General features: G+C 71.5%; 23 protein-coding genes and 1 tRNA gene. 22 read left to right on the forward strand and 2 right to left on the reverse strand.

Features of this window, described 5'->3' with window-relative positions; all coding sequences use genetic code 11:
- The first annotated feature begins 175 nt into the window (after positions 1-175).
- From DX116_RS10515 to DX116_RS10620, 22 genes are all read left to right on the forward strand, one after another.
- Positions 176-1,150, forward strand: coding sequence for a tetratricopeptide repeat protein (locus DX116_RS10515; protein ID WP_119704234.1), 975 nt, complete (start codon positions 176-178; stop codon positions 1,148-1,150).
- A 74-nt stretch (positions 1,151-1,224) separates the two neighbouring features.
- On the forward strand, positions 1,225-1,593 hold the full coding sequence (locus DX116_RS10520) for a single-stranded DNA-binding protein (protein ID WP_119704235.1): 369 nt from the start codon (positions 1,225-1,227) through the stop codon (positions 1,591-1,593).
- Positions 1,590-2,594: an HAD-IIA family hydrolase gene (locus DX116_RS10525; protein ID WP_119704236.1), complete on the forward strand. Its 1,005-nt coding sequence runs from the start codon at positions 1,590-1,592 to the stop codon at positions 2,592-2,594. Before DX116_RS10520 ends, DX116_RS10525 begins: the two co-directional genes overlap by 4 nt.
- Positions 2,591-2,842 (forward strand): hypothetical protein, encoded by a 252-nt coding sequence (locus DX116_RS10530; protein WP_119704237.1) that lies wholly within the window; start codon positions 2,591-2,593, stop codon positions 2,840-2,842. The genes DX116_RS10525 and DX116_RS10530 overlap by 4 nt, the downstream gene beginning before the upstream one ends.
- Positions 2,839-3,690, forward strand: a complete 852-nt coding sequence (locus tag DX116_RS10535) for a TlyA family RNA methyltransferase (RefSeq protein ID WP_119704238.1) — start codon at positions 2,839-2,841, stop codon at positions 3,688-3,690. The genes DX116_RS10530 and DX116_RS10535 overlap by 4 nt, the downstream gene beginning before the upstream one ends.
- The gene (locus tag DX116_RS10540) at positions 3,687-4,604 is read left to right on the forward strand and encodes an NAD kinase (protein ID WP_119704239.1); all 918 of its coding nucleotides are present in this window, start codon (positions 3,687-3,689) and stop codon (positions 4,602-4,604) included. Before DX116_RS10535 ends, DX116_RS10540 begins: the two co-directional genes overlap by 4 nt.
- Positions 4,601-6,310 (forward strand): DNA repair protein RecN, encoded by a 1,710-nt coding sequence (recN, locus tag DX116_RS10545; protein WP_233556701.1) that lies wholly within the window; start codon positions 4,601-4,603, stop codon positions 6,308-6,310. The genes DX116_RS10540 and recN overlap by 4 nt, the downstream gene beginning before the upstream one ends.
- A 121-nt stretch (positions 6,311-6,431) precedes the next feature.
- Positions 6,432-7,580 carry a putative cytokinetic ring protein SteA gene (gene steA / locus DX116_RS10550; RefSeq protein WP_119704240.1) on the forward strand — a complete coding sequence of 383 codons (1,149 nt, stop codon included), beginning with the start codon at positions 6,432-6,434 and terminating at the stop codon, positions 7,578-7,580.
- Entirely contained in the window at positions 7,577-8,452 is an 876-nt protein-coding gene (locus DX116_RS10555) for a copper transporter (protein WP_158591975.1), read from the forward strand. The genes steA and DX116_RS10555 overlap by 4 nt, the downstream gene beginning before the upstream one ends.
- A 138-nt stretch (positions 8,453-8,590) precedes the next feature.
- Complete coding sequence (locus DX116_RS10560; RefSeq protein ID WP_119704241.1) at positions 8,591-10,279, forward strand: CTP synthase; 1,689 nt, start codon at positions 8,591-8,593, stop codon at positions 10,277-10,279.
- A complete protein-coding gene (locus tag DX116_RS10565; protein WP_119704242.1) occupies positions 10,276-10,884 on the forward strand; it encodes an NUDIX domain-containing protein in 609 nt (202 codons plus the stop codon). The genes DX116_RS10560 and DX116_RS10565 overlap by 4 nt, the downstream gene beginning before the upstream one ends.
- 91 nt (positions 10,885-10,975) lie before the next feature.
- Complete coding sequence (xerD, locus tag DX116_RS10570) at positions 10,976-11,905, forward strand: site-specific tyrosine recombinase XerD (RefSeq protein WP_119705588.1); 930 nt, start codon at positions 10,976-10,978, stop codon at positions 11,903-11,905.
- A 128-nt stretch (positions 11,906-12,033) separates the two neighbouring features.
- Positions 12,034-12,882, forward strand: coding sequence for a ParA family protein (locus DX116_RS10575; protein WP_119704243.1), 849 nt, complete (start codon positions 12,034-12,036; stop codon positions 12,880-12,882).
- 35 nt (positions 12,883-12,917) lie between these two features.
- Positions 12,918-13,226 (forward strand): hypothetical protein, encoded by a 309-nt coding sequence (locus DX116_RS10580; protein WP_199716047.1) that lies wholly within the window; start codon positions 12,918-12,920, stop codon positions 13,224-13,226.
- Positions 13,223-14,146: a segregation and condensation protein A gene (locus DX116_RS10585; RefSeq protein ID WP_199716048.1), complete on the forward strand. Its 924-nt coding sequence runs from the start codon at positions 13,223-13,225 to the stop codon at positions 14,144-14,146. The genes DX116_RS10580 and DX116_RS10585 overlap by 4 nt, the downstream gene beginning before the upstream one ends.
- Positions 14,139-14,867 (forward strand): SMC-Scp complex subunit ScpB, encoded by a 729-nt coding sequence (gene scpB, locus DX116_RS10590; RefSeq protein WP_199716049.1) that lies wholly within the window; start codon positions 14,139-14,141, stop codon positions 14,865-14,867. Before DX116_RS10585 ends, scpB begins: the two co-directional genes overlap by 8 nt.
- A complete protein-coding gene (locus DX116_RS10595) occupies positions 14,860-15,588 on the forward strand; it encodes a pseudouridine synthase (RefSeq protein ID WP_233556703.1) in 729 nt (242 codons plus the stop codon). Before scpB ends, DX116_RS10595 begins: the two co-directional genes overlap by 8 nt.
- Positions 15,585-16,661: a prephenate dehydrogenase gene (locus tag DX116_RS10600; protein WP_119704247.1), complete on the forward strand. Its 1,077-nt coding sequence runs from the start codon at positions 15,585-15,587 to the stop codon at positions 16,659-16,661. The genes DX116_RS10595 and DX116_RS10600 overlap by 4 nt, the downstream gene beginning before the upstream one ends.
- A 68-nt stretch (positions 16,662-16,729) precedes the next feature.
- Entirely contained in the window at positions 16,730-17,392 is a 663-nt protein-coding gene (gene cmk / locus DX116_RS10605) for a (d)CMP kinase (protein ID WP_119704248.1), read from the forward strand.
- Entirely contained in the window at positions 17,389-18,093 is a 705-nt protein-coding gene (locus DX116_RS10610; RefSeq protein WP_119704249.1) for a lysophospholipid acyltransferase family protein, read from the forward strand. The genes cmk and DX116_RS10610 overlap by 4 nt, the downstream gene beginning before the upstream one ends.
- Complete coding sequence (gene der, locus DX116_RS10615) at positions 18,086-19,411, forward strand: ribosome biogenesis GTPase Der (protein ID WP_119704250.1); 1,326 nt, start codon at positions 18,086-18,088, stop codon at positions 19,409-19,411. The genes DX116_RS10610 and der overlap by 8 nt, the downstream gene beginning before the upstream one ends.
- Positions 19,412-19,555: 144 nt before the next feature.
- A tRNA-Pro gene (locus DX116_RS10620) sits at positions 19,556-19,629 on the forward strand.
- A 78-nt stretch (positions 19,630-19,707) separates the two neighbouring features.
- Here the strand turns inward: DX116_RS10620 and DX116_RS10625 are convergent.
- Entirely contained in the window at positions 19,708-20,151 is a 444-nt protein-coding gene (locus DX116_RS10625; RefSeq protein ID WP_119704251.1) for a RidA family protein, read from the reverse strand.
- Positions 20,148-21,629, reverse strand: coding sequence for an FAD-dependent monooxygenase (locus tag DX116_RS10630; protein ID WP_119704252.1), 1,482 nt, complete (start codon positions 21,627-21,629; stop codon positions 20,148-20,150). Before DX116_RS10630 ends, DX116_RS10625 begins: the two co-directional genes overlap by 4 nt.
- Positions 21,630-21,649: the final 20 nt, after the last annotated feature.

Raw genomic sequence — 21,649 nt, forward strand, 5'->3', positions numbered from 1 at the left:
AAGCCTCTCAGCGCCGATGGTACTGCACTGGAGACGGTGTGGGAGAGTAGGACGTCGCCGGACAATCATTAGCGCGAGGCCGCCCCACCAGGGGCGGCCTCGCTGCATTTCCCGCCCACCAGCGGGACCCCCCTACGATGGGGGGAATTCAAGTGTTCGATGGAAGGAACGACTCATGGCAGAGTCGAGAAGTCCCCGCCGCGACGGCGGGAAGCCCTCCTCTGGAGGATCAGCGGGCCGTGGCGGCTCGAGCGGCCGAGGCGGCAAGCCGTCCGGCACCGGCGGACGTGACCGGCGCGGTAGCGGCGACGCACCGCGCACCGGCGGCAAGCCGTCCGACCGACGCGACGGCAAAGCGGCACCGGCTCGTCGTGACGGCAAGCCCTCGTCGCCCCGTCGTGACGGCAAGCCGTACGAGGCGCGCCGTGACCGTCGTCAGGAAGATGGCGATCGCACCGCAGCCCAGAAGATCTACGACGGTCCGCCGATCCCGGACGACGTCAGTGCGTCCGACCTCGACAAGCACGCTCGTCAGGCACTGCAGAGCCTTCCCGAGAAGCTGGCCGACAAGGTCGCCCGGCACCTCGTGATGGCCGGCATGCTGATCGCCGAGGACCCTGAGACGGCACACAAGCATGCACTCGCGGCTCGTGCCCGCGCCACCCGTACGGGTCTGGTGCGCGAGGCATGTGGTGAGACGGCCTACGCCTGCGGCAAGTGGGCCGAGGCCCTGTCGGAGTTCCGTGCGGCACGTCGCATGACCGGCGGGTACATCTACGCGCCGATGATGGCCGACTGCGAGCGTGCGCTGAAGCGTCCTGACAAGGCGATCGCCTACGACACCACCGAGATCCGGTCCCAGCTCGACGACGCAGGTCAGATCGAGCTGTCGATCGTCGTCGCCGGCGCTCGACGCGATCAGGGTCAGTACGACGCGGCCATCCGGCTGCTCGAGACCGAACCCCTGCACACCAAGGGTCGAGGTGAGTGGGTGCCGCGGCTGCGCTACGCCTACGCCGACTCGCTGCTCGCGGCCGGACGCCGCGACGAGGCCATCGAGTGGTTCCACCGCACGGTGGCCGTCGACGGCAACAAGACGACCGATGCCGAGGAGCGCCTCGCCGAGCTCGACCCGCGTCCACAGGGCTGACGCTGCCGCACAGCCGTCCACAGCCCGGCGATCGACGATGCCCCTCACCCCGTGGTGAGGGGCATCGTCGTGTCATGACCCCACAGACTCCGGCGGCTGCCGCCCACCAGAACCTCGTCCACCTGACCGGTCGCATCTCGGCCGACCCCGAGACCAGGGTGCTGCCCAGCGGTGACGAGCTGGTGAGCTTCCGGCTCGTCGTTCGGCGTGATGCGGCCGCCCTCCGCCGGTCCAAGCAGCTGGTCGACACCATCGAGTGCACCGTGTGGCGGGCGGCCCTACGACGGTCCGTGGCGCGGCTGGCGGCGGGCGTCGAGGTCGAGGTCCAAGGCCAGCTGCGACGTCGGTTCACCAGCGGCGGCGGAAGCACGGCGAGCTGGGTCAGCGTCGAGGTCGACTCCTGCCGGAGGCTGACGCCTGCGGCGGTAGCCTCGGACGCATGACCTTGGGCTCGACGACGCAATCGCTCAGCACCACCTACGACCTGGCGATGCTCGACCTCGACGGCGTGGTCTACCGGGGGCCCGACGCGATACCCGGTGCCGCCGTGGCCCTCACGACGGCCCGCGACCACGGCCTGCGGCTGGCCTACATCACCAACAACGCTTCGCGCACCGCCGACACCGTGGCCGACAAGCTGAGGTCGATGGGGATGCCCGACGTGCACGATGACGACGTCGTGACCTCGGCCCAGGCGGTCGCCCACCTGATGGCCGATGCGCTGCCGTCGGGGTCGCCCGTGCTGGTCGTCGGGGGACCGGGTCTGCGGGCGCCGCTCGAGCAGCGGGGGCTGCGGTGCGTGGCATCGCTCGACGAGGCTCCGGTCGCGGTCGTCCAGGGCTTCGATCCCAGCGTCGGCTGGGAGCAGCTGGCCGAGGCGTCGTACGCGATCTCGTCCGGGCTGCCCTGGTACGTGAGCAACACCGACATGACGGTTCCGACGGCGCGCGGCATCGCGCCCGGCAACGGCTCGCTGGTGCAGGCGGTGCGCAACGCCACAGGTGTCGACCCGATCGTGGCCGGCAAGCCCGAGAAGGCACTGTTCGACGAGACGATCGCCCGGGTCGGGGGCAAGCACCCGCTGATGGTGGGCGACCGGCTCGACACCGACATCGATGGAGCCATCAACGCCGGCATCGACAGCCTGGCGGTGCTGACGGGCGTCAGCACCGTGCAGGAGATCGCCGACGCCGACGACGGACGTCGACCGACCTTCGTCTCGGCCGACCTGCGCGGTCTCGACGAGCAGCACCCGGAGATCGAGCTCACCGACGATCGCGCGCGCTGCGGCGACGCGGTCGTGACGCTCGCCGACGGCGTCGTGACGCTCGAGAGCGGTGAGCCGTCGTCCACCCCCGTGCTTCGGGCAGCGGTCGCGCTCGCCTGGCACGTGCGCGATCGCTCCGGTGCGCGCGTGCGCCTGGATGGGACACTGGTCGCATGACCGAGTCGCCCGACGCCTTCGACGCGCCCCACGACGACCGAGCGCCCCAGCACGTGCCGGCCGAGCACGAAGCGGTCGAGGTGACGCCGACAGGCCACCCCGCGATCGACGAGGCGCTCGAGCGGCTGGAGCGACTCGACGACGTCGACCTGTCGCTGCACGTCGAGGAGTTCGACGCGATCCACGGGGTGCTGCGCGAGTCGCTGGCCAATGCGGGACGCGACGAGGTCGCGCCCGAGTCGGCATGAGCAGACGCCTGCGGCTCGACGCCGAGCTGGTCCGACGCGGGCTGGCGCGTTCTCGCGAGCACGCCAGCTCGCTGATCGAGGACGGCTCGGTCCGGGTCGCCGGATCGGTCGCCACCAAGGCGGCCACCGGCGTCACGACCGACCAGGCCATCGTCGTGCGAGAGAGCCACGAGCCCACCTACGCGTCCCGCGGCGCGCACAAGCTGCTGGGCGCGCTCTCGGTCTTCGAGCCCATGGGTCTCACGGTGGCCGGACGCCGGTGCCTCGATGCCGGTGCCTCGACCGGCGGATTCACCGACGTGCTGCTGCGCAAGGGCGTCAAGGAGGTCTGCGCCGTCGACGTCGGCTACGGGCAGCTGGTGTGGGCGCTGCAGTCTGACGACCGGGTGCACGTGTTCGACCGCACCAACATCCGCCACCTCGAGGCGTCCGACATCGGCGGGCCGGTGCAGCTGGTGGTGTCCGATCTGTCGTTCATCTCCCTTACCGTGGTCATGCCGGCACTCACGCGGGTGTGCGAGCCGAGTCCGGAAGGCGACATCGTGCTGATGATCAAGCCGCAGTTCGAGGTCGGCAAGAGCAATCTCGGCAAGAACGGTGTCGTGCGCGACCCCGCGCTGCACGCCGACGCCGTGCACCGCGTGTGCCTCTCGGCCCACGAGCTCGGCTGGGGCACCCGTGCTCTCGCGCCCAGCCCGTTGCCCGGACCGGCCGGCAACGTCGAGTACTTCTGCTGGTTGCGGTCCGACGCCGACGCCCCCAGCGAGCAGGCCGCCCGCGACGTCGTGGCGGCCGGGCCGCTGGCCGCCACGACGCCCGCGACCGCAGACGACGAGGTGACCCGATGAGGACCGTTCTGCTGGCCGTGCACGAAGGACGCGACGCGGCCGTGAAGATCGCCGCCTCGTTCGCCGCCGACCTGCGCACCGAGGGCATCGCGGTGCGGGTGCTCGAGCCCGAGGCCGAGGCCCTGCGCGCCGCGGGAGTCGAGGACGCCGAGGTCGTGGAGCCCGCGCCGGCAGCGGCAGCCGGCTGCGAGCTGGCCGTCGTCTTCGGCGGCGACGGCACGATCCTGCGGGCGGCCGAGCTGTGCCGCGGCACCGACACGCCGGTGCTGGGGGTCAACCTGGGGCACGTCGGCTTCCTCGCCGAGGCCGACGTCGACGACATGCAGGACGTCGTGCGCGCGGTGGTCGACTGCACCTACACGGTCGAGGAGCGGCTGACGGTCGACGTCTCGGTCATGGTCGGCGGCGAGGTCGTCGCCACGAACTGGGCGCTCAACGAGGCATCGGTCGAGAAGGCCGCCCGCGAGCGGATGCTCGAGATCGTCGTCGAGATCGACGACCGTCCGGTGTCGCGCTGGGGCTGCGACGGCATCGTGTGCGCCACGCCGACGGGCTCGACGGCCTACAACTTCAGCGCCGGCGGACCCATCGTCTGGCCCGAGGTACAGGCGTTGCTGATGGTCCCGATCAGCGCGCACGCCCTGTTCTCGCGTCCGCTCGTGGTGTCGCCCGACTCGACCCTGGCGATCGAGGTCGTGGGCGAGCAGTCCAGGGGCGTGCTCTGGTGCGACGGCCGGCGCGCGGCCGAGCTGCCGGTGGGCTCGCGGGTCGAGGTGGTCAAGGGGCGCGAGACGGTGCGGCTGGCCCGCCTCGACCCCGCTTCGTTCGCCGACCGGCTGGTGCGCAAGTTCGACCTGCCGGTGGCCGGGTGGCGCGGCGCGGCCGAGCGGCGATGGGAGAGGCCCGCCCGATGACGGCCGAGCGCACGATCTGGCAGCAGCTCACGCTGCGCGACCTCGGTGTCATCGACTCGGCTGAGCTCGAGCTCTCCGAGGGCTTCACGGTCATCACCGGCGAGACGGGTGCCGGCAAGACGATGGTCGTCACGGCGCTCGGTCTGCTGCGCGGCGACCGGGCCGATCCGGGCCTGGTGCGCCGCGGGGCCGACCGCGCCCGGGTCGAGGCCAGCATCGGCGTGCGGGCAGGAGCAGGTGCCGCGACCGCGGTCGAGGAGGCCGGTGGACGCATCGACGACGACGTCGTCATCCTGGGCCGGATCCTGTCGGCGCAAGGACGTTCACGTGCCGTCGCGGGCGGAGCCACCGTGCCCGCCGCGCTGCTGACCGAGGTCACCGACGAGCTGGTGGCCGTGCACGGCCAGTCAGACCAGCACCGCCTCTTGCGAGCGGCCGAGCAGAGAGCGGCGCTCGATCGGTTCGCGGGCGACGAGTTCGCCGCCGCGGCAGCCGCGTACGGGCCCGTCCACGCACGGTGGCGGGCCGCCCAGCGCACCCTCGACGAGCTGCGCACGCATGCGCAGGAGCGTGCTCGCGAGCTCGACGTGCTGCGCTTCGGGCTCGACGAGGTCGAGTCCGTCGACCCCCAGCCCGGCGAGGACGAGGCGCTCAAGGCCGAGGAGGGCGTGCTGGCGCACGCCGAGTCGCTCGCCCGCGCGGCCGACCTGGCCCACAGCGTGCTGACCGGCGAGGCAGGGCCCAGCGCGGCCCGCACGCAGGTGGCCGAGGCCTCGGCACACCTGCAGGACGTCGGCGGGCACGATCCCGCCCTCGACCAGCTGACCGAGCGGGTCGTCGAGATCGGCATCCTGGTCGACGAGGTCGGCGCCGACCTCGCGGCCTACTCGGCCGGTGTCGAGCTCGATCCCGAGCGCCTCGCCACGCTGCAGGACCGGCGGGCCGCGCTGGCCGCCCTCCAGCGCAAGTACGGGCCGACCCTCGACGACGTGCTGGCCTGGGCCGCCACCAGCGCCACCCGGCTCGGCGAGCTGGGCAACGACGACGAGGCCGTGGCCGCACTGGTGACCGAGCTGGCCGAGCTCGAGCCCGAGGTGCACCGGCTCGCCGGCGAGATGTCCAAGCTGCGGGTCGACGCAGCCGGCCGGCTGGGCGAGCTGGTCGACGCCGAGCTCGCCCAGCTGTCGATGCCGTCCGCGCACCTCGAGGTGTCGGTGACGACGCGGCCCGATGCGGTCCCCGGCCCTCACGGGCTCGACGACGTCGAGCTGCTGTTCGCCGCCAACAGCGGCACGGGCCTGCGTCCACTGCACAAGGGGGCGAGCGGGGGAGAGCTGTCGCGGCTCATGCTGGCGCTCGAGGTGGTGCTGGCCGATCGGACGACGGTGCCCACGCTGGTGTTCGACGAGGTCGACGCCGGAATCGGCGGCAAGGCGGCCGTCGAGGTCGGGCGGCGGCTGTCACGGCTCGCGCAGCACGCCCAGGTCATCGCCGTCACCCACCTGCCGCAGGTCGCGGCCTTCGCCGACCACCACTTCGTGGTCTCCAAGGACGACAACGGCACGGTCACCAGCAGCTCGGTGGCCGAGGTGCAGGAGTCCGACCGGGTCGACGAGCTGGCCCGCATGCTGGCCGGCCAGGAGGAGTCGGCGGCAGCGCAGGCCCACGCCCGCGAGCTGCTGGCCCTGGCGCGCGACGGGTCCTGACACGCTCCGACCGCGTCGTCCCGCGCCAGGCTTTCCGGCGACACGCCGCCGTGGCTCCCGGCTCAGGCCGGTGCAGCGGGAAGCATGGACCCCGATGGTCACCTGGAGACGCAAGACAGTCATGCCCACCGACGCCTCGGGGCTCGTGGGCACCGTGCGACTCGCACGGCGCGACGACGACCTCGCAGCGCTGGACGAGGGCGAGATCGCCGTCGTCGAGCTGCCCGATCTCGACGCCCAGCATGCGCAGACCCTGATCGAGCGTCGCGTCGCCGCCGTGCTCAACGCCACCCGGTCAACGTCGGGCCGCGCCCCCAACACCGGACCCCAGCTGCTCTCGAAGGCCGGCATCCTCCTGATCGACGTCACGAGCGAGGACGTGTGGGCGCGCCTGCGCAACGGCGACGTGGTGCGCGTCGAGGGCGGCCAGGTCTTCCGCGACGAGGTGCTGGTGGCCTCTGGCATCGAGCTCGACGAGGAGCGCACCGCCAACGATCTCCAGGCGGCCCGCGACGGGCTCGCGACGCGACTGGACTCCCTGGCGGCCAACGCCACCGACCACATCCACCGCGAGCACGCGATGCTGATGTCGGGCGCGCAGGTGCCCCGTCTGAGGACGCCACTGCGCGGGCGCCCGGTCGTGGTCGTCTCTCGCGCCTACGACGACGCGGCCGACCTCAAGCACCTGCGACGCTGGATCCGCGATCACGATCCCGTCCTGATCGGTGCCGGACCCGGCGCCGACGTGCTCATCTCGGCCGGTCTGACGCCGGGCATCGTGGTCGGGGCGCTCGACAACATCTCCGACGCCGCCATCAAGAAGGCCGGAGAGGTCGTCGTGACGACCGCGTCGGGCATGGTCGAGGGGCCCGAGCGACTCGAGCGCCACGGCAAGGAGATCGTGACGTTCGTGTCGACCGGCTCCGACGACGACCTGGCGATCCTGCTCGCCGACACCAACGACGCCGCGGCGATCGTGCACGTCGGCGCGCCGAGCTCGCTGGCCAAGCTGCTGGAGCAGCCGCCGACCGAGGCCGCCCGGATGTTCGTGGCCCGGCTGCGTGCCGGTGCCAAGATCGTCGACGCCAAGGCGGTCCACCACTTCTCGTCACGCCGCCACGCCGTGTGGCCGGTCGCGCTGCTGCTCCTGGCAGGGGTCGTCGCCGTCGTCGTCGCGATCGGCGTCACCCCGGTGGGCCAGGACTGGCTCGACACCATCGCCGACCGGCTGACCGACCTCGGCTCCTGGACCAAAGGACTCTTCACGTGATCTCGTTCCGCTACCACCTCGTCTCCGTCGCCGCGATCCTGCTGGCGCTGGCCGCCGGCATCGCCCTCGGGTCGGGCCCGCTCGACGAGGCCGGCGACTCGCTGCGCGGCACCAGCGGCAGGGCATCAGCCGATCCGGCCGTCGTCTCGTTCGAGGAGGGATTCGCCGGTCGTACGGCCGAAGGACTGCTCGAGGACAAGCTCAAGGGCCAGTCGGTCGTCGTGATGACGGTCCCGGGTGCGAGCCAGGGCGAGGTCGGCGGCATCGTCAGCGACCTTCAGCTGGCCGGCGCCGAGGTCACCGGGCAGGTCGAGCTGTCCAGCAAGCTGCTCGACGCCGCCGATCGTCAGTTCGCCGAGGGCGTCGCCCAGCAGTCGGCCTCGGGCGATCCCGACGTCAGCGCCGCCAAGGACAGCTACGGCCGCATCGGCGCCGCCCTGGCCCGCGCCTTCATGGCCGACGAGACCACCGCGGTCGACCAGTCCGCGACGGCGATCCGCTCGGCCTTCACCGAAGGAGACCTGCTGAGCGCCGACACGGCTCCGACGAACCGCGCGACGATGGCCGTGCTGGTGACGGGGCCCGAGCGCGCCGGCACCGCCGATCGCAGCACCGTGATCGCGGCGCTCGCCGGCGCCATGAACGACACCGGCAAGGGTGTCGTGGTGGCCGGTCCGGCCTCGTCCAGCACCGACGGGGGAGCCGTCAAGGCCGTCCGTGACGGCGCGTTCGCGACGGCGGTCTCGACCGTCGACGTCACCGACTCGGCGGCCGGCCGGGTCGTGACGGTCATGGCGGCCGCGGCGCAGGCGGCCGGGCAGCCCGGCGCCTGGGGCACCTCGCGCAGCAGCGGCGGCGCGCTGCCCCAGTGACGGTGCTGACACCCTGACGCGCGCCCGGGTGTCATTGGCCCCCGAGGCGGTTTACTTGGTAGGCTGGAATCCCGTGGAGGCCTGATGCAGATTCCTGCATCGTGAGCGCTCGACATCACCTCGACCACGGGAGTCCCCTTGCCAGGTAGCGCCGTTACCAAGCACGTTTTCGTCACCGGCGGGGTCGCATCCTCGCTCGGCAAGGGCCTCACCGCCTCGAGCCTCGGACGGCTGCTGTCGTCACGCGGTCTGCGCGTGACGATGCAGAAGCTCGACCCGTACCTCAACGTCGACCCGGGCACGATGAACCCGTTCCAGCACGGTGAGGTGTTCGTCACCGAGGACGGCGCCGAGACCGACCTCGACGTCGGTCACTACGAGCGGTTCCTCGACGTCGACCTGTCGGGCAAGGCCAACGTCACGACGGGCCAGGTCTACTCCGAGGTCATCGCCAAGGAGCGCCGCGGCGACTACCTGGGCGACACCGTCCAGGTCATCCCGCACATCACCAACGAGATCAAGTCGCGCATCCGTGCGATGGCCGGCCCCGACGTCGACGTCGTGATCACCGAGATCGGTGGCACCGTCGGCGACATCGAGTCGCTGCCGTTCCTCGAGGCCGCTCGCCAGGTGCGCCACGACGTCGGGCGCGGCAACGTGTTCTTCCTGCACGTCTCGCTGGTGCCCTACATCGGCCCGTCGAGCGAGCTCAAGACCAAGCCGACCCAGCACTCCGTGGCGGCCCTGCGCTCGATCGGCATCCAGCCCGACGCGATCGTGTGCCGCGCCGACCGCGAGATCCCCGAGAGCATGAAGGCCAAGATCTCGCTGATGTGCGACGTCGACGCCGAGGCCGTCGTGACCGCCAGCGACGCACCGTCGATCTACGACATCCCCAAGGTCCTGCACCGTCAGGGGCTCGACGCCTACGTGGTGCGCCGGCTCGACCTGCCGTTCCGCGACGTCGACTGGACGCAGTGGGACGAGCTGCTGCGCCGCGTGCACCAGCCCGCCGAGGAGGTCACGATCGCGCTGGTCGGCAAGTACGTCGACCTGCCCGACGCCTATCTGTCGGTGGGCGAGGCGCTGCGCGCCGGCGGGTTCGCGCACGACGCGCGCATCACGCTGCGCTGGGTCGGCTCCGACGACTGCGAGAGCCCCGCGGGTGCCGCGCAGCACCTGGGCGACGTCGACGGCATCTGCGTGCCCGGCGGCTTCGGCATCCGCGGCATCGAGGGCAAGCTGGGCGCGCTGACCTACGCCCGCGAGCGCGGCATCCCGGTGCTCGGGCTGTGCCTGGGCCTGCAGTGCATGGTGATCGAGTACGCCCGCAACGTGGCCGGCATCGCCGGGGCCAGCTCGTCGGAGTTCGACCCGGGCACGCCCCACCCCGTCGTGGCCACGATGGCCGAGCAGCTGTCGATCGTCGACGGCGAGGGCGACCTCGGCGGCACGATGCGCCTCGGCTCGTACCCCGCGACGCTCGACGAGGGCAGCCTGGTGGCCGAGGCGTACGGATCGACCGCGGTCCACGAGCGTCACCGGCACCGTTACGAGGTCAACAACTCCTATCGCGACCAGCTGGTCGAGGCCGGCCTGATCTTCAGCGGCACCTCGCCGGACGGCAACCTCGTCGAGTTCGTCGAGCTGCCGCGCGAGGTGCACCCGTACTACGTCGCGACGCAGGCCCACCCCGAGCTCAAGTCGCGTCCGACGAAGGCCCACCCGCTGTTCGCCGGGCTCATCGGCGCGGCGCTCCAGCGCCAGCGCGAGACGCGGCTGCCGGTCGACGAGACCGTCGACCACGTGGTGCAGGTCGAGGTGTGACGGCCCACCCCAGCCTGCCCGGACGCCTCGCCGAGACGTCCGTCGCCGACACGGACGAGTCGTGGCCGGTGGCAGGCGTCGAGACCGTCTACGACAGCCCCTACGTCGGCCTGACGGTCGACACGATCGTCGATCCCTCGGGCGGCGAGCACTCCCGGGCCGTCGTCAGGCCCAACGGGGCCGTCGCCGTGGTGGCGATCGACGACGCCGACCGCCTGCTGCTGGTCGAGCAGTATCGCCACCCGACCGGACGCCGGCTGCTCGAGCTGCCGGCCGGCACCCTCGACGTCCCCGGTGAGGAGCCTCAGGACGCCGCGGCGCGCGAGCTCGCGGAGGAGGCCGACGTCGTCGCGTCGACGTGGTCGCCGCTGCTGCACCTGCAGATGACGCCGGGCTACTCGACCGAGCGCATCGAGGTGTTCGTCGCCGGCGGGCTCACCCCGGTCGCCGAGGAGGACCGCACGGCGCGCGAGGCCGAGGAGGCGCACATGGCCCAGTGGTGGCTGCCCTTCGCCGACGCGGTCACCGCGGTGCTCGACGGACGCATCGCCGATGCGAAGACGGTCTCGGCGATCCTCGCGGTGCAGGCACTGCGCTCACGATGAGCCACCACCCGCCGCGATGTGTGACGCGGACGGCGTCATCGCGGCCCAGTGACGCCGTGGGCGTCACATGTCGCGGGCTCGGGCGCTCACGATGAGCGATGGCGTCGCCCGCGGCGTCCAGGACTACCTCAGCCACCTGACGGTCGAGCGCGGACTGGCCGACAACACGCTGCGCTCGTACCGCCGTGACCTGCGGCGCTACCTCGACTTCCTCGCCCTGCATGCGATCGACGAGCCGTCCGCGATCGCCGAGAGCGACGTCATGACGTTCCTCGGCGCGCTGCGCACCGGTGACGACGAGCACGTCCCGCTCGGCACGGCCAGCGCGGCCCGCACGATCGTCGCCGTCCGCGGCCTGCACCGGTTCTGGCTCCGCGAGCAGCTCGTCGAGACCGACGTGACGTCCGCGATCAAGCCGCCGCGGCCCGCGGCGCGGCTGCCCAAGGCCCTGCCGCTGTCGGACGTCGAGTCGATCCTCGACGCCGCCGGTGCCCCGGGGACCAACCTGTCGGCGCGCGACCGGGCGCTGCTCGAGGTGCTCTACGGCACGGGCGCCCGCATCTCGGAGGCCGTGGGCCTCGACATCGACGACCTCGATCTCGACGAGTCCACGATCCTGCTGCGCGGCAAAGGCGGCAAGCAGCGCATCGTGCCCCTGGGGTCGTACGCGAAGGCGTCGCTGGCCGACTACCTGGCGGCGTCGCGTCCGTCGCTCGTCTCGGCCAAGACCCGCACTCCGGCGGTGTTCCTGAACGCCAGGGGAGGGCGCCTGTCGCGGCAGAGCGCGTGGACCGTGCTGACCAAGGCCGCCGAGCGGGCGGGCGTGACGGCTGACGTCTCGCCCCACACCCTGCGGCACTCGTTCGCGACGCACCTGCTCGACGGTGGAGCCGACGTCAGGGTCGTGCAGGAGCTGTTGGGCCACGCATCGGTCACCACGACCCAGATCTACACGCTCGTGACGGTCGAGAAGCTGCGCGAGATCTACGCGACGGCGCATCCTCGCGCCGCACGCGGCTGAGCCGTCCGGGCTCGGCGCCGCCGGGCGCTCCGAGATGCGCGACGGATGGTCGTCAAGTCGACATCTGGCGGTAGAGTGTCGGTCGTCCGCCAGGTCGAGTTGCAGGGGTACCACATGAGCAAGACAGCATGACCGCGGAACTGGGCCCCACCGGGCGTCCCATGCCCGTCTTCGCCGAGCCGAAGCCGCGCGATCCCGCCAAGCCAGCCACGATCATCGCCCTGTGCAACCAGAAGGGCGGCGTGGGCAAGACCACGACGACCATCAACCTGGGTGCCGCGCTCGTCGAGCTCGGCCGCAAGGTGCTGCTCGTCGACTTCGACCCCCAGGGGTCGATGACGGTCGGGCTGGGCGTCAACGCGCACGAGCTCGAGCAGAGCATCTACCACGTCCTCATGGACCGCGAGATCTCGATCAAGGACCTCATCCTGCCCACCGCGGTCGAGGGCCTCGACCTCGTGCCGTCCAACATCGACCTGTCGGCCGCCGAGATGCGTCTGGTGACCGAGGTCGGCCGCGAGCAGGTGCTGGCCCGGGTGCTCAAGCCCGTCCGCGGCGACTACGACGTCATCCTGATCGACTGCCAGCCCTCGCTCGGCCTGCTGACGGTCAACGCGCTGACGGCCGCCAACGGCGTGCTCGTGCCGCTGGAGTGCGAGTACTTCGCCCTGCGCGGGGTCGCGCTGCTGAAGGACACGATCGAGAAGGTGCGCGACCGCACCAACGACGAGCTCGAGATCATCGGCCTGCTGGGCACGATGTACGACAGCCGCACCCTGCACGGCAAGGAGGTGCTCCAGACCCTCGTCGAGGGATGGGGCGACCTGGTCTTCCACACGGTCATCCGTCGTACCGTCAAGTTCTCCGACTCGACCGTGGCGGGCGAGCCGATCACGGAGTACGCGACGACGTCCCCGGGCGCCACGTCGTACCGACAGCTCGCGCGGGAGGTCCTCGTTCGATGCCCCGACGCGTGACCAGCCCGTCCTCGGGAGGTAGCCGTCGGCCCGCCATGCCCGGGGCCGACGAGCTCTTCCGTGCGACCGCGCCGGCTCGTCAGGCACCCGAGGTCGAGCCCGAGGCCGAGCCGGAAGCACCTGTCGCTGCCAGCGGCCGGGTCAAGCACGACGAGAAGATGACGGTCTACGTCACGGCGGCCGAGCTGCTGGCGGTCGAGCAGGCCCGGCTCGGGCTGCGGGCCGAGCTGGGACGCAGCGTCGACCGTGGCCGGTTCGTGCGGGCCGCCCTGGCCGTGGCCCTGGCCGACCTCGACGCCCGCGGCACGCAGAGCGACGTCGCACGCCGATTGAGCGAGTCGTGAGCATCGCGGACGTCGACGAGTCCGCGCCGACCGGGTTCCAGGTCAACCTCACCAACTTCGAGGGTCCCTTCGACCTGCTGCTCCAGCTGATCTCCAAGCACGAGCTCGACATCACCGAGGTCGCGCTGTCGGCCGTCACCGGCGAGTTCATCGCCTACATCAAGGCGCTCGGCGACGACCTCGAGCAGACCACCAACTTCCTGCTCGTCGCGGCGACGCTGCTCGACCTCAAGACCGCCCGGCTCCTGCCGCAGGCCGAGGTCGAGGACGAGGAGGACCTCGCCCTGCTCGAGGCCCGAGACCTGCTGTTCGCCCGTCTGATGCAGTACCGCGCCTTCAAGCAGGTGGCGGGCATCATGGCCGACCGGCTCGCGCAGGAGTCGCGGCGGTTCCCGCGGGTCGTGACCCTCGAGCCGCGGTTCGCCGACCTGCTGCCGGAGGTGCTGATCTCGGTCGGACCCGCCGAGCTCGCCCAGCTGGCCGCCAAGGCGTTCGAGGACAAGCCGGTGCCGATCCTGTCGCTGGCCCACCTGCACGCCCCGCAGGTGAGCGTGCGCGAGCAGGCGCACCTGGTCGTCGACCAGCTGCGCCGCAAGGGCGGCATGACGTTCCGGGCGCTGACGGTCGACGCACCCGACCTCGCGACCAAGGTCGCCCGGTTCCTGGCGGTGCTCGAGCTGTTCCGCGAGGGCGCCATCTCGTTCGAGCAGGCCACGCCGCTGGGCGACCTGCACATCCGCTGGACCGGCACCGACGACGGCGACATCGACGTGGGTGCGGAGTTCGACGCGCCGCCGATCGTGGCCGACGACGAGCCTGTCTTGATCGACACGAGTCTGATCGATGCGAGCCTGGTCGACGACGAGCCCTCGTCCCACGCCGCACCCACCTCCGACGCAGCAGAGAGCACCGATGACTGAGCAGAGCTTCCCGACCGGACCGCACGAGCTCGAGCTGGAGATGCTCGAGCTCCGGCCCGCCCTCGAGGCGGTGCTGATGGTGGCCGACCAGCCGCTCGACCACCTGACGCTGGCCCAGGCGGTGGGACATCCGCCGTCCGACGTCGACCAGGCCCTGGTCGAGCTGGCCGACGAGTACACCGCGCAGGGCAGGGGCTTCGAGCTGCGCAACATCGCCGGCGGCTGGCGCTTCTTCACCCGAGAGCAGTACGCAGGCGCCGTCGAGCGGTTCATCCTCGACGGGCAGCAGGCCCGTCTGACCCAGGCTGCGCTCGAGACGATGGCCGTCGTGGCCTACCGCCAGCCGATCAGCCGCTCGCGCATCTCGGCGATCCGTGGGGTCAACGTCGACGGCGTCGTCCGCACCCTCGTGACCCGCGGGCTGATCGAGGAGGCGGGGGCCGACACCGAGAGCGGTGCGGTGCTCTACCGCACGACGAGCTACTTCCTCGAGCGGATGGGCCTGGGCTCGATCACCGAGCTGCCCGACATCGCGCAGCACCTGCCCGAGATGGAGGACATGGAGGACGAGGCGCTCGCCGGGGCCGACGACGTCCTGGCCGGGCTGGCGGCCGATGATCCGGCGCTGGGGGAGATGGACGAGGCGGAGACGGACGAGGGTGGGGCTTCGACAGGCCCAGCCGGCGACACCGCCGACGACGAGGGGGACGACCGTGGCTGAGATCCGACTGCAGAAGGTGCTGGCCCAGGCCGGGCTGGGCAGTCGTCGCCGGTGCGACGACATGATCGCCCACGGGCGGGTCGAGGTGAACGGCGAGGTCATCGACGTCATGGGCGCGCGGGTCGACCCCGCCACCGACGTCATCCGCGTCGACGGCAAGCGCATCCCGGTGGCCAGCGACCACGCCTACGTCATGCTCAACAAGCCCCGCGGCGTCGTGACCTCGATGGCCGACGAGCAGGGGCGCCCCGACCTGTCGACGTTCGTCGAGGGACGCGACGACCGCCTGTTCCACGTCGGCCGTCTCGACACCGACACGTCCGGCCTGCTGCTGATGACCAACGACGGCGACCTCGCGCACAAGCTGGCCCACCCGTCGTTCGAGATCGTCAAGACGTACATCGCCCTGGTCGACGGCGACGTGCCCGAGACGCTGGGCGCACGCCTGAAGGCCGGCATCGAGCTCGATGACGGCCCGGCGAACGTCGACCGCTTCCTGGTCAAGGACCGCTCGCGCGGCCGGTCGCTGGTCGAGCTCGACATCCACATGGGCAAGAACCGCATCGTCCGCCGGCTGCTCGACGCGGCGGGGCACCCGGTGCGCGAGCTGACCCGCACGGCGCTGGGGCCCCTGCACGTCAAGGGTCTTGCGTCGGGCGCGATGCGAGACCTGACCCGCGACGAGCTGGGAGCCCTCTACGACAGCGTCGACGACGCATGACGGCGCTGTCCCCGCAGGCCCTCGACGGACCCGTCCTCGTCGTCGGCTGTGGGCTGATCGGCACGTCCGTGGGCCTGGCGCTGCGCCAGCACGACGTCGACGTCGTCCTGCACGACTCGCTCCCGGGCCATGCCGAGGTGGCCGCATCGATGGGAGCCGGCCGTCTGCTCACCGATGACGTCCTGCCGCTCCTGGTGGTCGTGGCCGTGCCGCCATCGGCGTCGGCGTCCGTGGTCGCCGAGAGCCTGCTGCGCTGGCCCGATGCGCTCGTCACCGACGTCACGAGCGTCAAGTCGGCCATCCAGAGCTCGGTCGACGACGGTCCCGGAGCAGACCGCTTCGCCGGTGGCCACCCCATGGCCGGCAGCGAGCGCTCGGGCCCCATGGCGGCGTCGGCCCAGCTGTTCGAGGGACGTCCGTGGGTCGTGACGCCCGGCGCGACGACCAGGCCCGCGGCGCTCGACGCGGTCGTCGACCTCGCGCTGCACGTCGGCGGCGTGCCGATCGTGATGGACCCCGCGGCGCACGACCGCGCGGTGGCGCTGGTCTCGCACGTGCCCCAGGTGATGTCGACCCTCACGGCGGCCCGGCTGAACGACGCCGAGGGCAACGACCTGGCGCTGTCGGGCCCCGGCCTGCGCGACACGACCCGCATCGCCGGCAGCGACGGCGCGATGTGGCTCGACATCCTCGGCACCAACGCGCGCGACGTCAGAGCCGTCCTCGAGCTGGTGCGCGACGACCTCGACCGGGTCATCGACGCCCTCGGCGAGGACGAGGCGACGTTGGCGCGGGTGCTCGAGTCGGGGCGCCACGGCACGACGCTGATCCCCGGCAAGCACGGATCGTCGGCGGCCCGCTTCGACCTGGTGCACGTGCAGGTGGCCGACCGTCCCGGCGAGCTGTCGCGCCTGATGACGGATACGGGAGAATCGGGCGTGAACATCGAGGACCTGCGCCTCGACCACGACCTCGGACGTCCTGTCGGCCTGGCCGAGATCGCGGTCGCGCTCGGCGTCGGCCCCTCGTTGGTGCAGGCGCTGACCGACCGCGGCTGGACCGCCTACCTGTGATCGTCCCTCTCCACCGCACGGGCCACGCCCGTGACCACCACCGTTCCACCGAAGGAAGTTGAGCCCCTGTGACATCCCCCCTCGTCGTCGCGATCGACGGTCCGTCCGGCTCCGGCAAGTCGAGCACGTCCCGCGGAGTGGCGGGCCGCCTCGGGCTGGCCTATCTCGACACCGGTGCGATGTACCGGGCCATGACCTGGGCCCTGCTGCAGCAGGGCGTCGCCCTGGACGACCCCGGGGCGGTCGCCGCGGCCGCCGACGCGGTCACGCTGGTGTCGGGCACCGACCCGCTCGACCCGACGATCCACGTCGGCGGCGTCGACGTCGCCGAACCCATCCGCAGCGACGAGGTCACCGGATCGGTCAGCCTCGTCGCGGCGGTCCCGCACGTCCGCGAGCTGCTCGTGGCGCGGCAGCGCGAGGTCATCGCCGGCAGTGACGGCATCGTGGTCGAGGGACGAGACATCGGCTCCGTCGTCGCCCCCGACGCGAAGGTCAAGATCTACCTGGTGGCCGATCCCGCCGCCCGGGCGGCCCGCCGTGCCGCCGAGAACGGCGGAGCCGACGCGGCGGCCACCGAGCAGGCCCTCGCCGCACGCGACCGCATCGACTCCACACGAGCGGCGTCGCCCCTCGTGCAGTCCGAGGGAGCGGTCGTCGTCGACGGCACCCACCTGACCCTCGACGAGGTGATCGACGCCATCGTCCGCATCGTCGACGCGGCGCCATGAGCGTGAGCGCAGGCGCCGTCCGTGCGGGCCTGCCCGAGCGCGGACTCAACCTCGTGCGGGGCCGCGCGGCGGGCTACTTCCACCGGCGGTGGCAGATCCACCAGCACGGGCTCGAGCACGTCCCGGTCGCGGGCCCGGTGATCGTGGCCAGCAACCACATCGGCTGGCTCGACGGGCCGCTGCTCGTCGCGACCGCGCCGCGTCCCCTGCACGCGATGGCCAAGGAAGAGGAGTTCGTCGGGCGCACCGGACGACTCCTGCGCTTCGTCGGTCAGATCAAGATCGCCCGCGGACGCACCGACAGCGGGGCGCTGCGCCAGGCGATCGGCGCGCTCACGGCTGGGCAGTGCGTCCTGATCTACCCCGAGGGACGGCGCGGCGACGGCGAGCTCACCGAGTTCAAGGGCGGCGTGACCTACCTGGCACTCGTGACGGGCGCGCCGATCGTGCCCGTCGCGCTGTTCGGCACCCGCCAGCCGGGGGAGGGCCCGAGCGCCCGTCCGGCCCCCGGCACGCGGCTCGACATCGTCTACGGAGAGCCGATCCGGCTGCCGATGCAGGGTTGGCCGCGAGATCGTGGGATGCTGGAGGACGCAGGTGACACCATCCACGACCATCTGCGTGCCCATGTATCCCGGGCCAAGGACGCGCTGAAGCGCGATCTGCCCGGCCCCCTTCCGACAGGATCCCCTGATGTCTGACGTCGTTCCCGTACTCGCTGTGATCGGGCGACCCAACGTCGGCAAGTCGACGCTGGTCAACCGCATCATCGGTCGACGCGAGGCCGTCGTCGAGGACGTGCCGGGCGTGACCCGCGACCGCGTCTCGTACGACGCGGTCTGGAACGGTCGCGCGTTCACCGTCGTCGACACCGGCGGCTGGGACCCGGACGCCCGCGGACTCGCCGAGCGCATCGCCGCGCAGGCCGAGATCGCCATCCAGGTCGCCGACGCCGTGCTGTTCGTCGTCGACGCGACGGTCGGCATCACCGACGTCGACGAGAAGGTCGTCCGCCTGCTGCGCGCGGCCAAGAAGCCCGTCGTCCTGGCGGCCAACAAGGTCGACGACCAGCGCACCGAGATCGAGGCCGCCAGCCTCTGGAACCTCGGGCTGGGCGAGCCCTTCCCGGTCTCGGCCCTGCACGGACGCGGCAGCGGCGACATGCTCGACGCCGTCATCGACGCGCTGCCCGACCCGCCCCCGGAGGACTTCGACGCCCCGCAGGGCCCCCGCCGCGTCGCGATCGTCGGCAAGCCCAACGTCGGCAAGTCGAGTCTGCTCAACCGCCTCGCGGGCGAGGAGCGGGTCGTCGTCGACGACGCCTCGGGCACGACGGTCGACCCCGTCGACGAGATCGTCGAGCTCGGCGGGCGCACCTGGAACTTCATCGACACCGCCGGCATCCGCCGCCGTGTGCGCGACGCGTCGGGGCACGAGTACTACGCCAGCCTGCGCACCAGCTCGGCGATCGACCGGGCCGAGGTCGCCGTCGTCATCATCGACGGCAGCGTGCCGCTGACCGAGCAGGACACCCGCATCATCAGCTCGGTCGCCGAGGCCGGCCGTGCGCTCATCATCGCGTTCAACAAGTGGGACCTCGTCGACGAGGAGCGCCAGTACTACCTGTCGCGCGAGATGGAGCGCGAGCTCGTGCAGGTGCCGTGGGCCCCGACGATCAACATCACGGCCCGCACCGGCTGGCACGTCGACCGCCTGGTCCGCGCGCTCGACGCGGCGCTCGAGGGCTGGGAGACCCGTGTGCCGACCGGCACGCTCAACGCCTTCCTCGGCCGTCTGGTGGCCGAGCACCCGCACCCCGTGCGTGGTGGCAAGCAGTCCAAGATCATGTTCGGCACGCAGGCGTCCACGGCGCCGCCCACGTTCGTGCTGTTCACGACGGGCAAGCTCGAGGCCTCGTACATGCGCTTCATCGAGCGTCGTCTGCGCGAGGAGTTCGGCTTCGTCGGCTCGCCCATCCACCTGCAGCAGCGTCCGCGCAAGAAGCGCGAGCGTCGCTGACCCCGGCGGGGCTCCCAGCCCCGATCTGCGGAGCTCCGCACCTTTTTCTCCGGGATATCGGTGCGGTGGTCCGCAGATCTGGGTCGGGGGTGGCCGATGGTGGGTTCGAGGAGGGGCTGCGGTAAAGTCTCTCTTCGGTACGAACGGGCTGTAGCGCAGCTTGGTAGCGCACTTGACTGGGGGTCAAGGGGTCGCAGGTTCAAATCCTGTCAGCCCGACAGAGAAGCCCTGGTGAGAGAACTCTCACCAGGGCTTCGTCGTATCCGGACGTCTGCTGCGAGCCTCGACGCCGTGCGTCAGGCCAGCGAGGCGTCCGGCCTCGACAGCGGTGGGCCGAGCCGTGACGAGGGCTCGAGGTCGACGACGACCTCCACCTCCACGAGGGCTTCGGTCGCGAAGAGGCTCGACACGGCGACCAGCGTGCTGGCAGGCGGCTCGCTGTGCCCGTCCCGCAGCGGGCCGACGACGTCCAGGAGCAGAGCAGGGTCGTAGTCGACGACGAAGATCGTCTCCTTCACGACGGCGTCCCTGCCGAGCCCGAGCGCACGGAGGGCGACGTCGATGTTCCGTGCGATCTGCTCTGCCTGCTCCCGGTGTCGTCCGATCCCCACCCACGAGCCGTCCTGTCGTTGGGCGACCTGCCCGGACACGAAGGCGAGGGGTCCTGTCGTCCGGACGATCTGGCTGACGAAGCCGGGAGCTCCGTGGAGGCCAGCAGGATTCAACCGTCGGATGCTCATGGCCGGAGCACGTCTGCCGTCGCGGCCTCGCTGACGCCCCTGAGCGAGTATCCGTCCGGGCGGACGATGATCGACGCGGTCGCCGGCTGGTCGACCGGTCCGAGGCGCACCGCCTGGACGTCGACGATCGGGGCTCCACCGAGGGAGGCGGGCATCGGGACGTGCGGGTGGCCAGGCTTGGTCACGCGAACGAAGTGTCCGTCGGCCAGCGCGCCGTGGAGCGACGCCCCGCCAGTCAGCGGCAGGTCAGGAATCCGCCGGCTCATCGGGGCCGACGCGCCCGCGTCCGTGTCGTGGGTGAGTGGGTGGGGGTAGGAGACCGAGAACCCGGACACCTCCCCGGCCATGGCTCGGTTGGCCTCCGGAACGGCGAGCAAGCCGCTGACGACGTCGCGAAGGTAGGCATTCGCCGGGGTGAACGTCGACACCAGCTGGTACTGGGCCACGGTGTTGGCGAACAGTCGTTCCCCGATGGGTCGTCTCTCGCTCTCGTAGGTGTCGAGGAGATCGTCGGACGCCCGGCCGGTGGCGACCAGTGCGAGCTTCCAGCCGAGGTTCATCGCGTCCTGCACTCCGACGTTCAGCCCTTGCCCTCCCATCGGTGCGTGGATATGAGCCGCGTCGCCGGCCAGCAAGATCCTGCCCACGCGGTAGCTGGATGCCAGTCGGGTCTCGTTGGTGAACCGGGTCAGCCAGGAGGCGTCGCGTGCACCGAAGTCGCTACCGGTGGTCCGTCGCAGCGACTCGCGCAGCTCGTCCAAAGTGAGGGGTTCGTCCTGCGGCACGTGCCGGCGCGTGGTGTCCAGGACGATGACCCGCGAGTGGATGCCGTCGCCCGAGGGAATGATGCTCGCCCCGCCGAGCTCGTTCTCCCCGCCACCCAGCGGCGCACCTCCGGGCAGGTCGAGGACCACGTCGCCCATCGCGATGGAGTCGGTGGCCGGCAGCCCCAGGAAGTCGATACCCGCGGTCCGACGAACGATGCTGCGGGCGCCGTCCGCGCCCACCACCCACCGAGACGAGATGGCCGTGCCGTCCTCCAGCGTGAGGTCGACGCGATCACCGCGGTCCTCGACGGCGGTGACGAGAGCGCCACGCCGGACGTCGACGCCGACCTCGAGCGCGTGGCCCTCGAGGATCGCCTCGGTTCGCGACTGCGGGATGAACAGCGTGAACGGGTAGGACGAGTCGAATCGTGAGAAGTCCAGGCGCGTGTCCAGGCCGGCGAAGTGCCAGGTCGGCATGGGACGCCCTACGTCCAGGAACCGTGACGAGAGTCCGCGCAGACCGAACGTCTCCAGCGTCCGCCCGTGGATCGTCAGCGCGCGCGACTGCGTGACCCGCTCGCGTCGCCGCTCCAGCAGGACGACGCGCGCCCCGCCGAGACGGGCCTCGGCCGCCAGCCAGAACCCCACCGGACCGCCACCCACGACGGCGATGTCATATTCGTGATTGTTGTCCCTAACAGTGTTAGTCATGCCGGCAGTGTTGCCCTAAC

The sequence above is a fragment of the Aeromicrobium endophyticum genome (assembly GCF_003586285.1).
Classification (GTDB): Bacteria; Actinomycetota; Actinomycetes; order Propionibacteriales; family Nocardioidaceae; genus Aeromicrobium; species Aeromicrobium endophyticum.

What these genes read in the sequence shown, in the direction of transcription:
- DX116_RS10515 (WP_119704234.1), top strand. Translation starts at nt 176, where the DNA reads ATGGCAGAGTCGAGAAGTCCCCGCCGCGACGGCGGGAAGCCCTCCTCT.
- DX116_RS10520 (WP_119704235.1), top strand. Translation starts at nt 1,225, where the DNA reads ATGACCCCACAGACTCCGGCGGCTGCCGCCCACCAGAACCTCGTCCAC.
- DX116_RS10525 (WP_119704236.1), top strand. Translation starts at nt 1,590, where the DNA reads ATGACCTTGGGCTCGACGACGCAATCGCTCAGCACCACCTACGACCTG.
- DX116_RS10530 (WP_119704237.1), top strand. Translation starts at nt 2,591, where the DNA reads ATGACCGAGTCGCCCGACGCCTTCGACGCGCCCCACGACGACCGAGCG.
- DX116_RS10535 (WP_119704238.1), top strand. Translation starts at nt 2,839, where the DNA reads ATGAGCAGACGCCTGCGGCTCGACGCCGAGCTGGTCCGACGCGGGCTG.
- DX116_RS10540 (WP_119704239.1), top strand. Translation starts at nt 3,687, where the DNA reads ATGAGGACCGTTCTGCTGGCCGTGCACGAAGGACGCGACGCGGCCGTG.
- recN (WP_233556701.1), top strand. Translation starts at nt 4,601, where the DNA reads ATGACGGCCGAGCGCACGATCTGGCAGCAGCTCACGCTGCGCGACCTC.
- steA (WP_119704240.1), top strand. Translation starts at nt 6,432, where the DNA reads ATGCCCACCGACGCCTCGGGGCTCGTGGGCACCGTGCGACTCGCACGG.
- xerD (WP_119705588.1), top strand. Translation starts at nt 10,976, where the DNA reads ATGAGCGATGGCGTCGCCCGCGGCGTCCAGGACTACCTCAGCCACCTG.
- DX116_RS10575 (WP_119704243.1), top strand. Translation starts at nt 12,034, where the DNA reads ATGACCGCGGAACTGGGCCCCACCGGGCGTCCCATGCCCGTCTTCGCC.
- DX116_RS10580 (WP_199716047.1), top strand. Translation starts at nt 12,918, where the DNA reads ATGCCCGGGGCCGACGAGCTCTTCCGTGCGACCGCGCCGGCTCGTCAG.
- scpB (WP_199716049.1), top strand. Translation starts at nt 14,139, where the DNA reads ATGACTGAGCAGAGCTTCCCGACCGGACCGCACGAGCTCGAGCTGGAG.
- DX116_RS10600 (WP_119704247.1), top strand. Translation starts at nt 15,585, where the DNA reads ATGACGGCGCTGTCCCCGCAGGCCCTCGACGGACCCGTCCTCGTCGTC.
- DX116_RS10610 (WP_119704249.1), top strand. Translation starts at nt 17,389, where the DNA reads ATGAGCGTGAGCGCAGGCGCCGTCCGTGCGGGCCTGCCCGAGCGCGGA.
- der (WP_119704250.1), top strand. Translation starts at nt 18,086, where the DNA reads ATGTCTGACGTCGTTCCCGTACTCGCTGTGATCGGGCGACCCAACGTC.
- DX116_RS10625 (WP_119704251.1), bottom strand. Translation starts at nt 20,151, where the DNA reads ATGAGCATCCGACGGTTGAATCCTGCTGGCCTCCACGGAGCTCCCGGC.
- DX116_RS10630 (WP_119704252.1), bottom strand. Translation starts at nt 21,629, where the DNA reads ATGACTAACACTGTTAGGGACAACAATCACGAATATGACATCGCCGTC.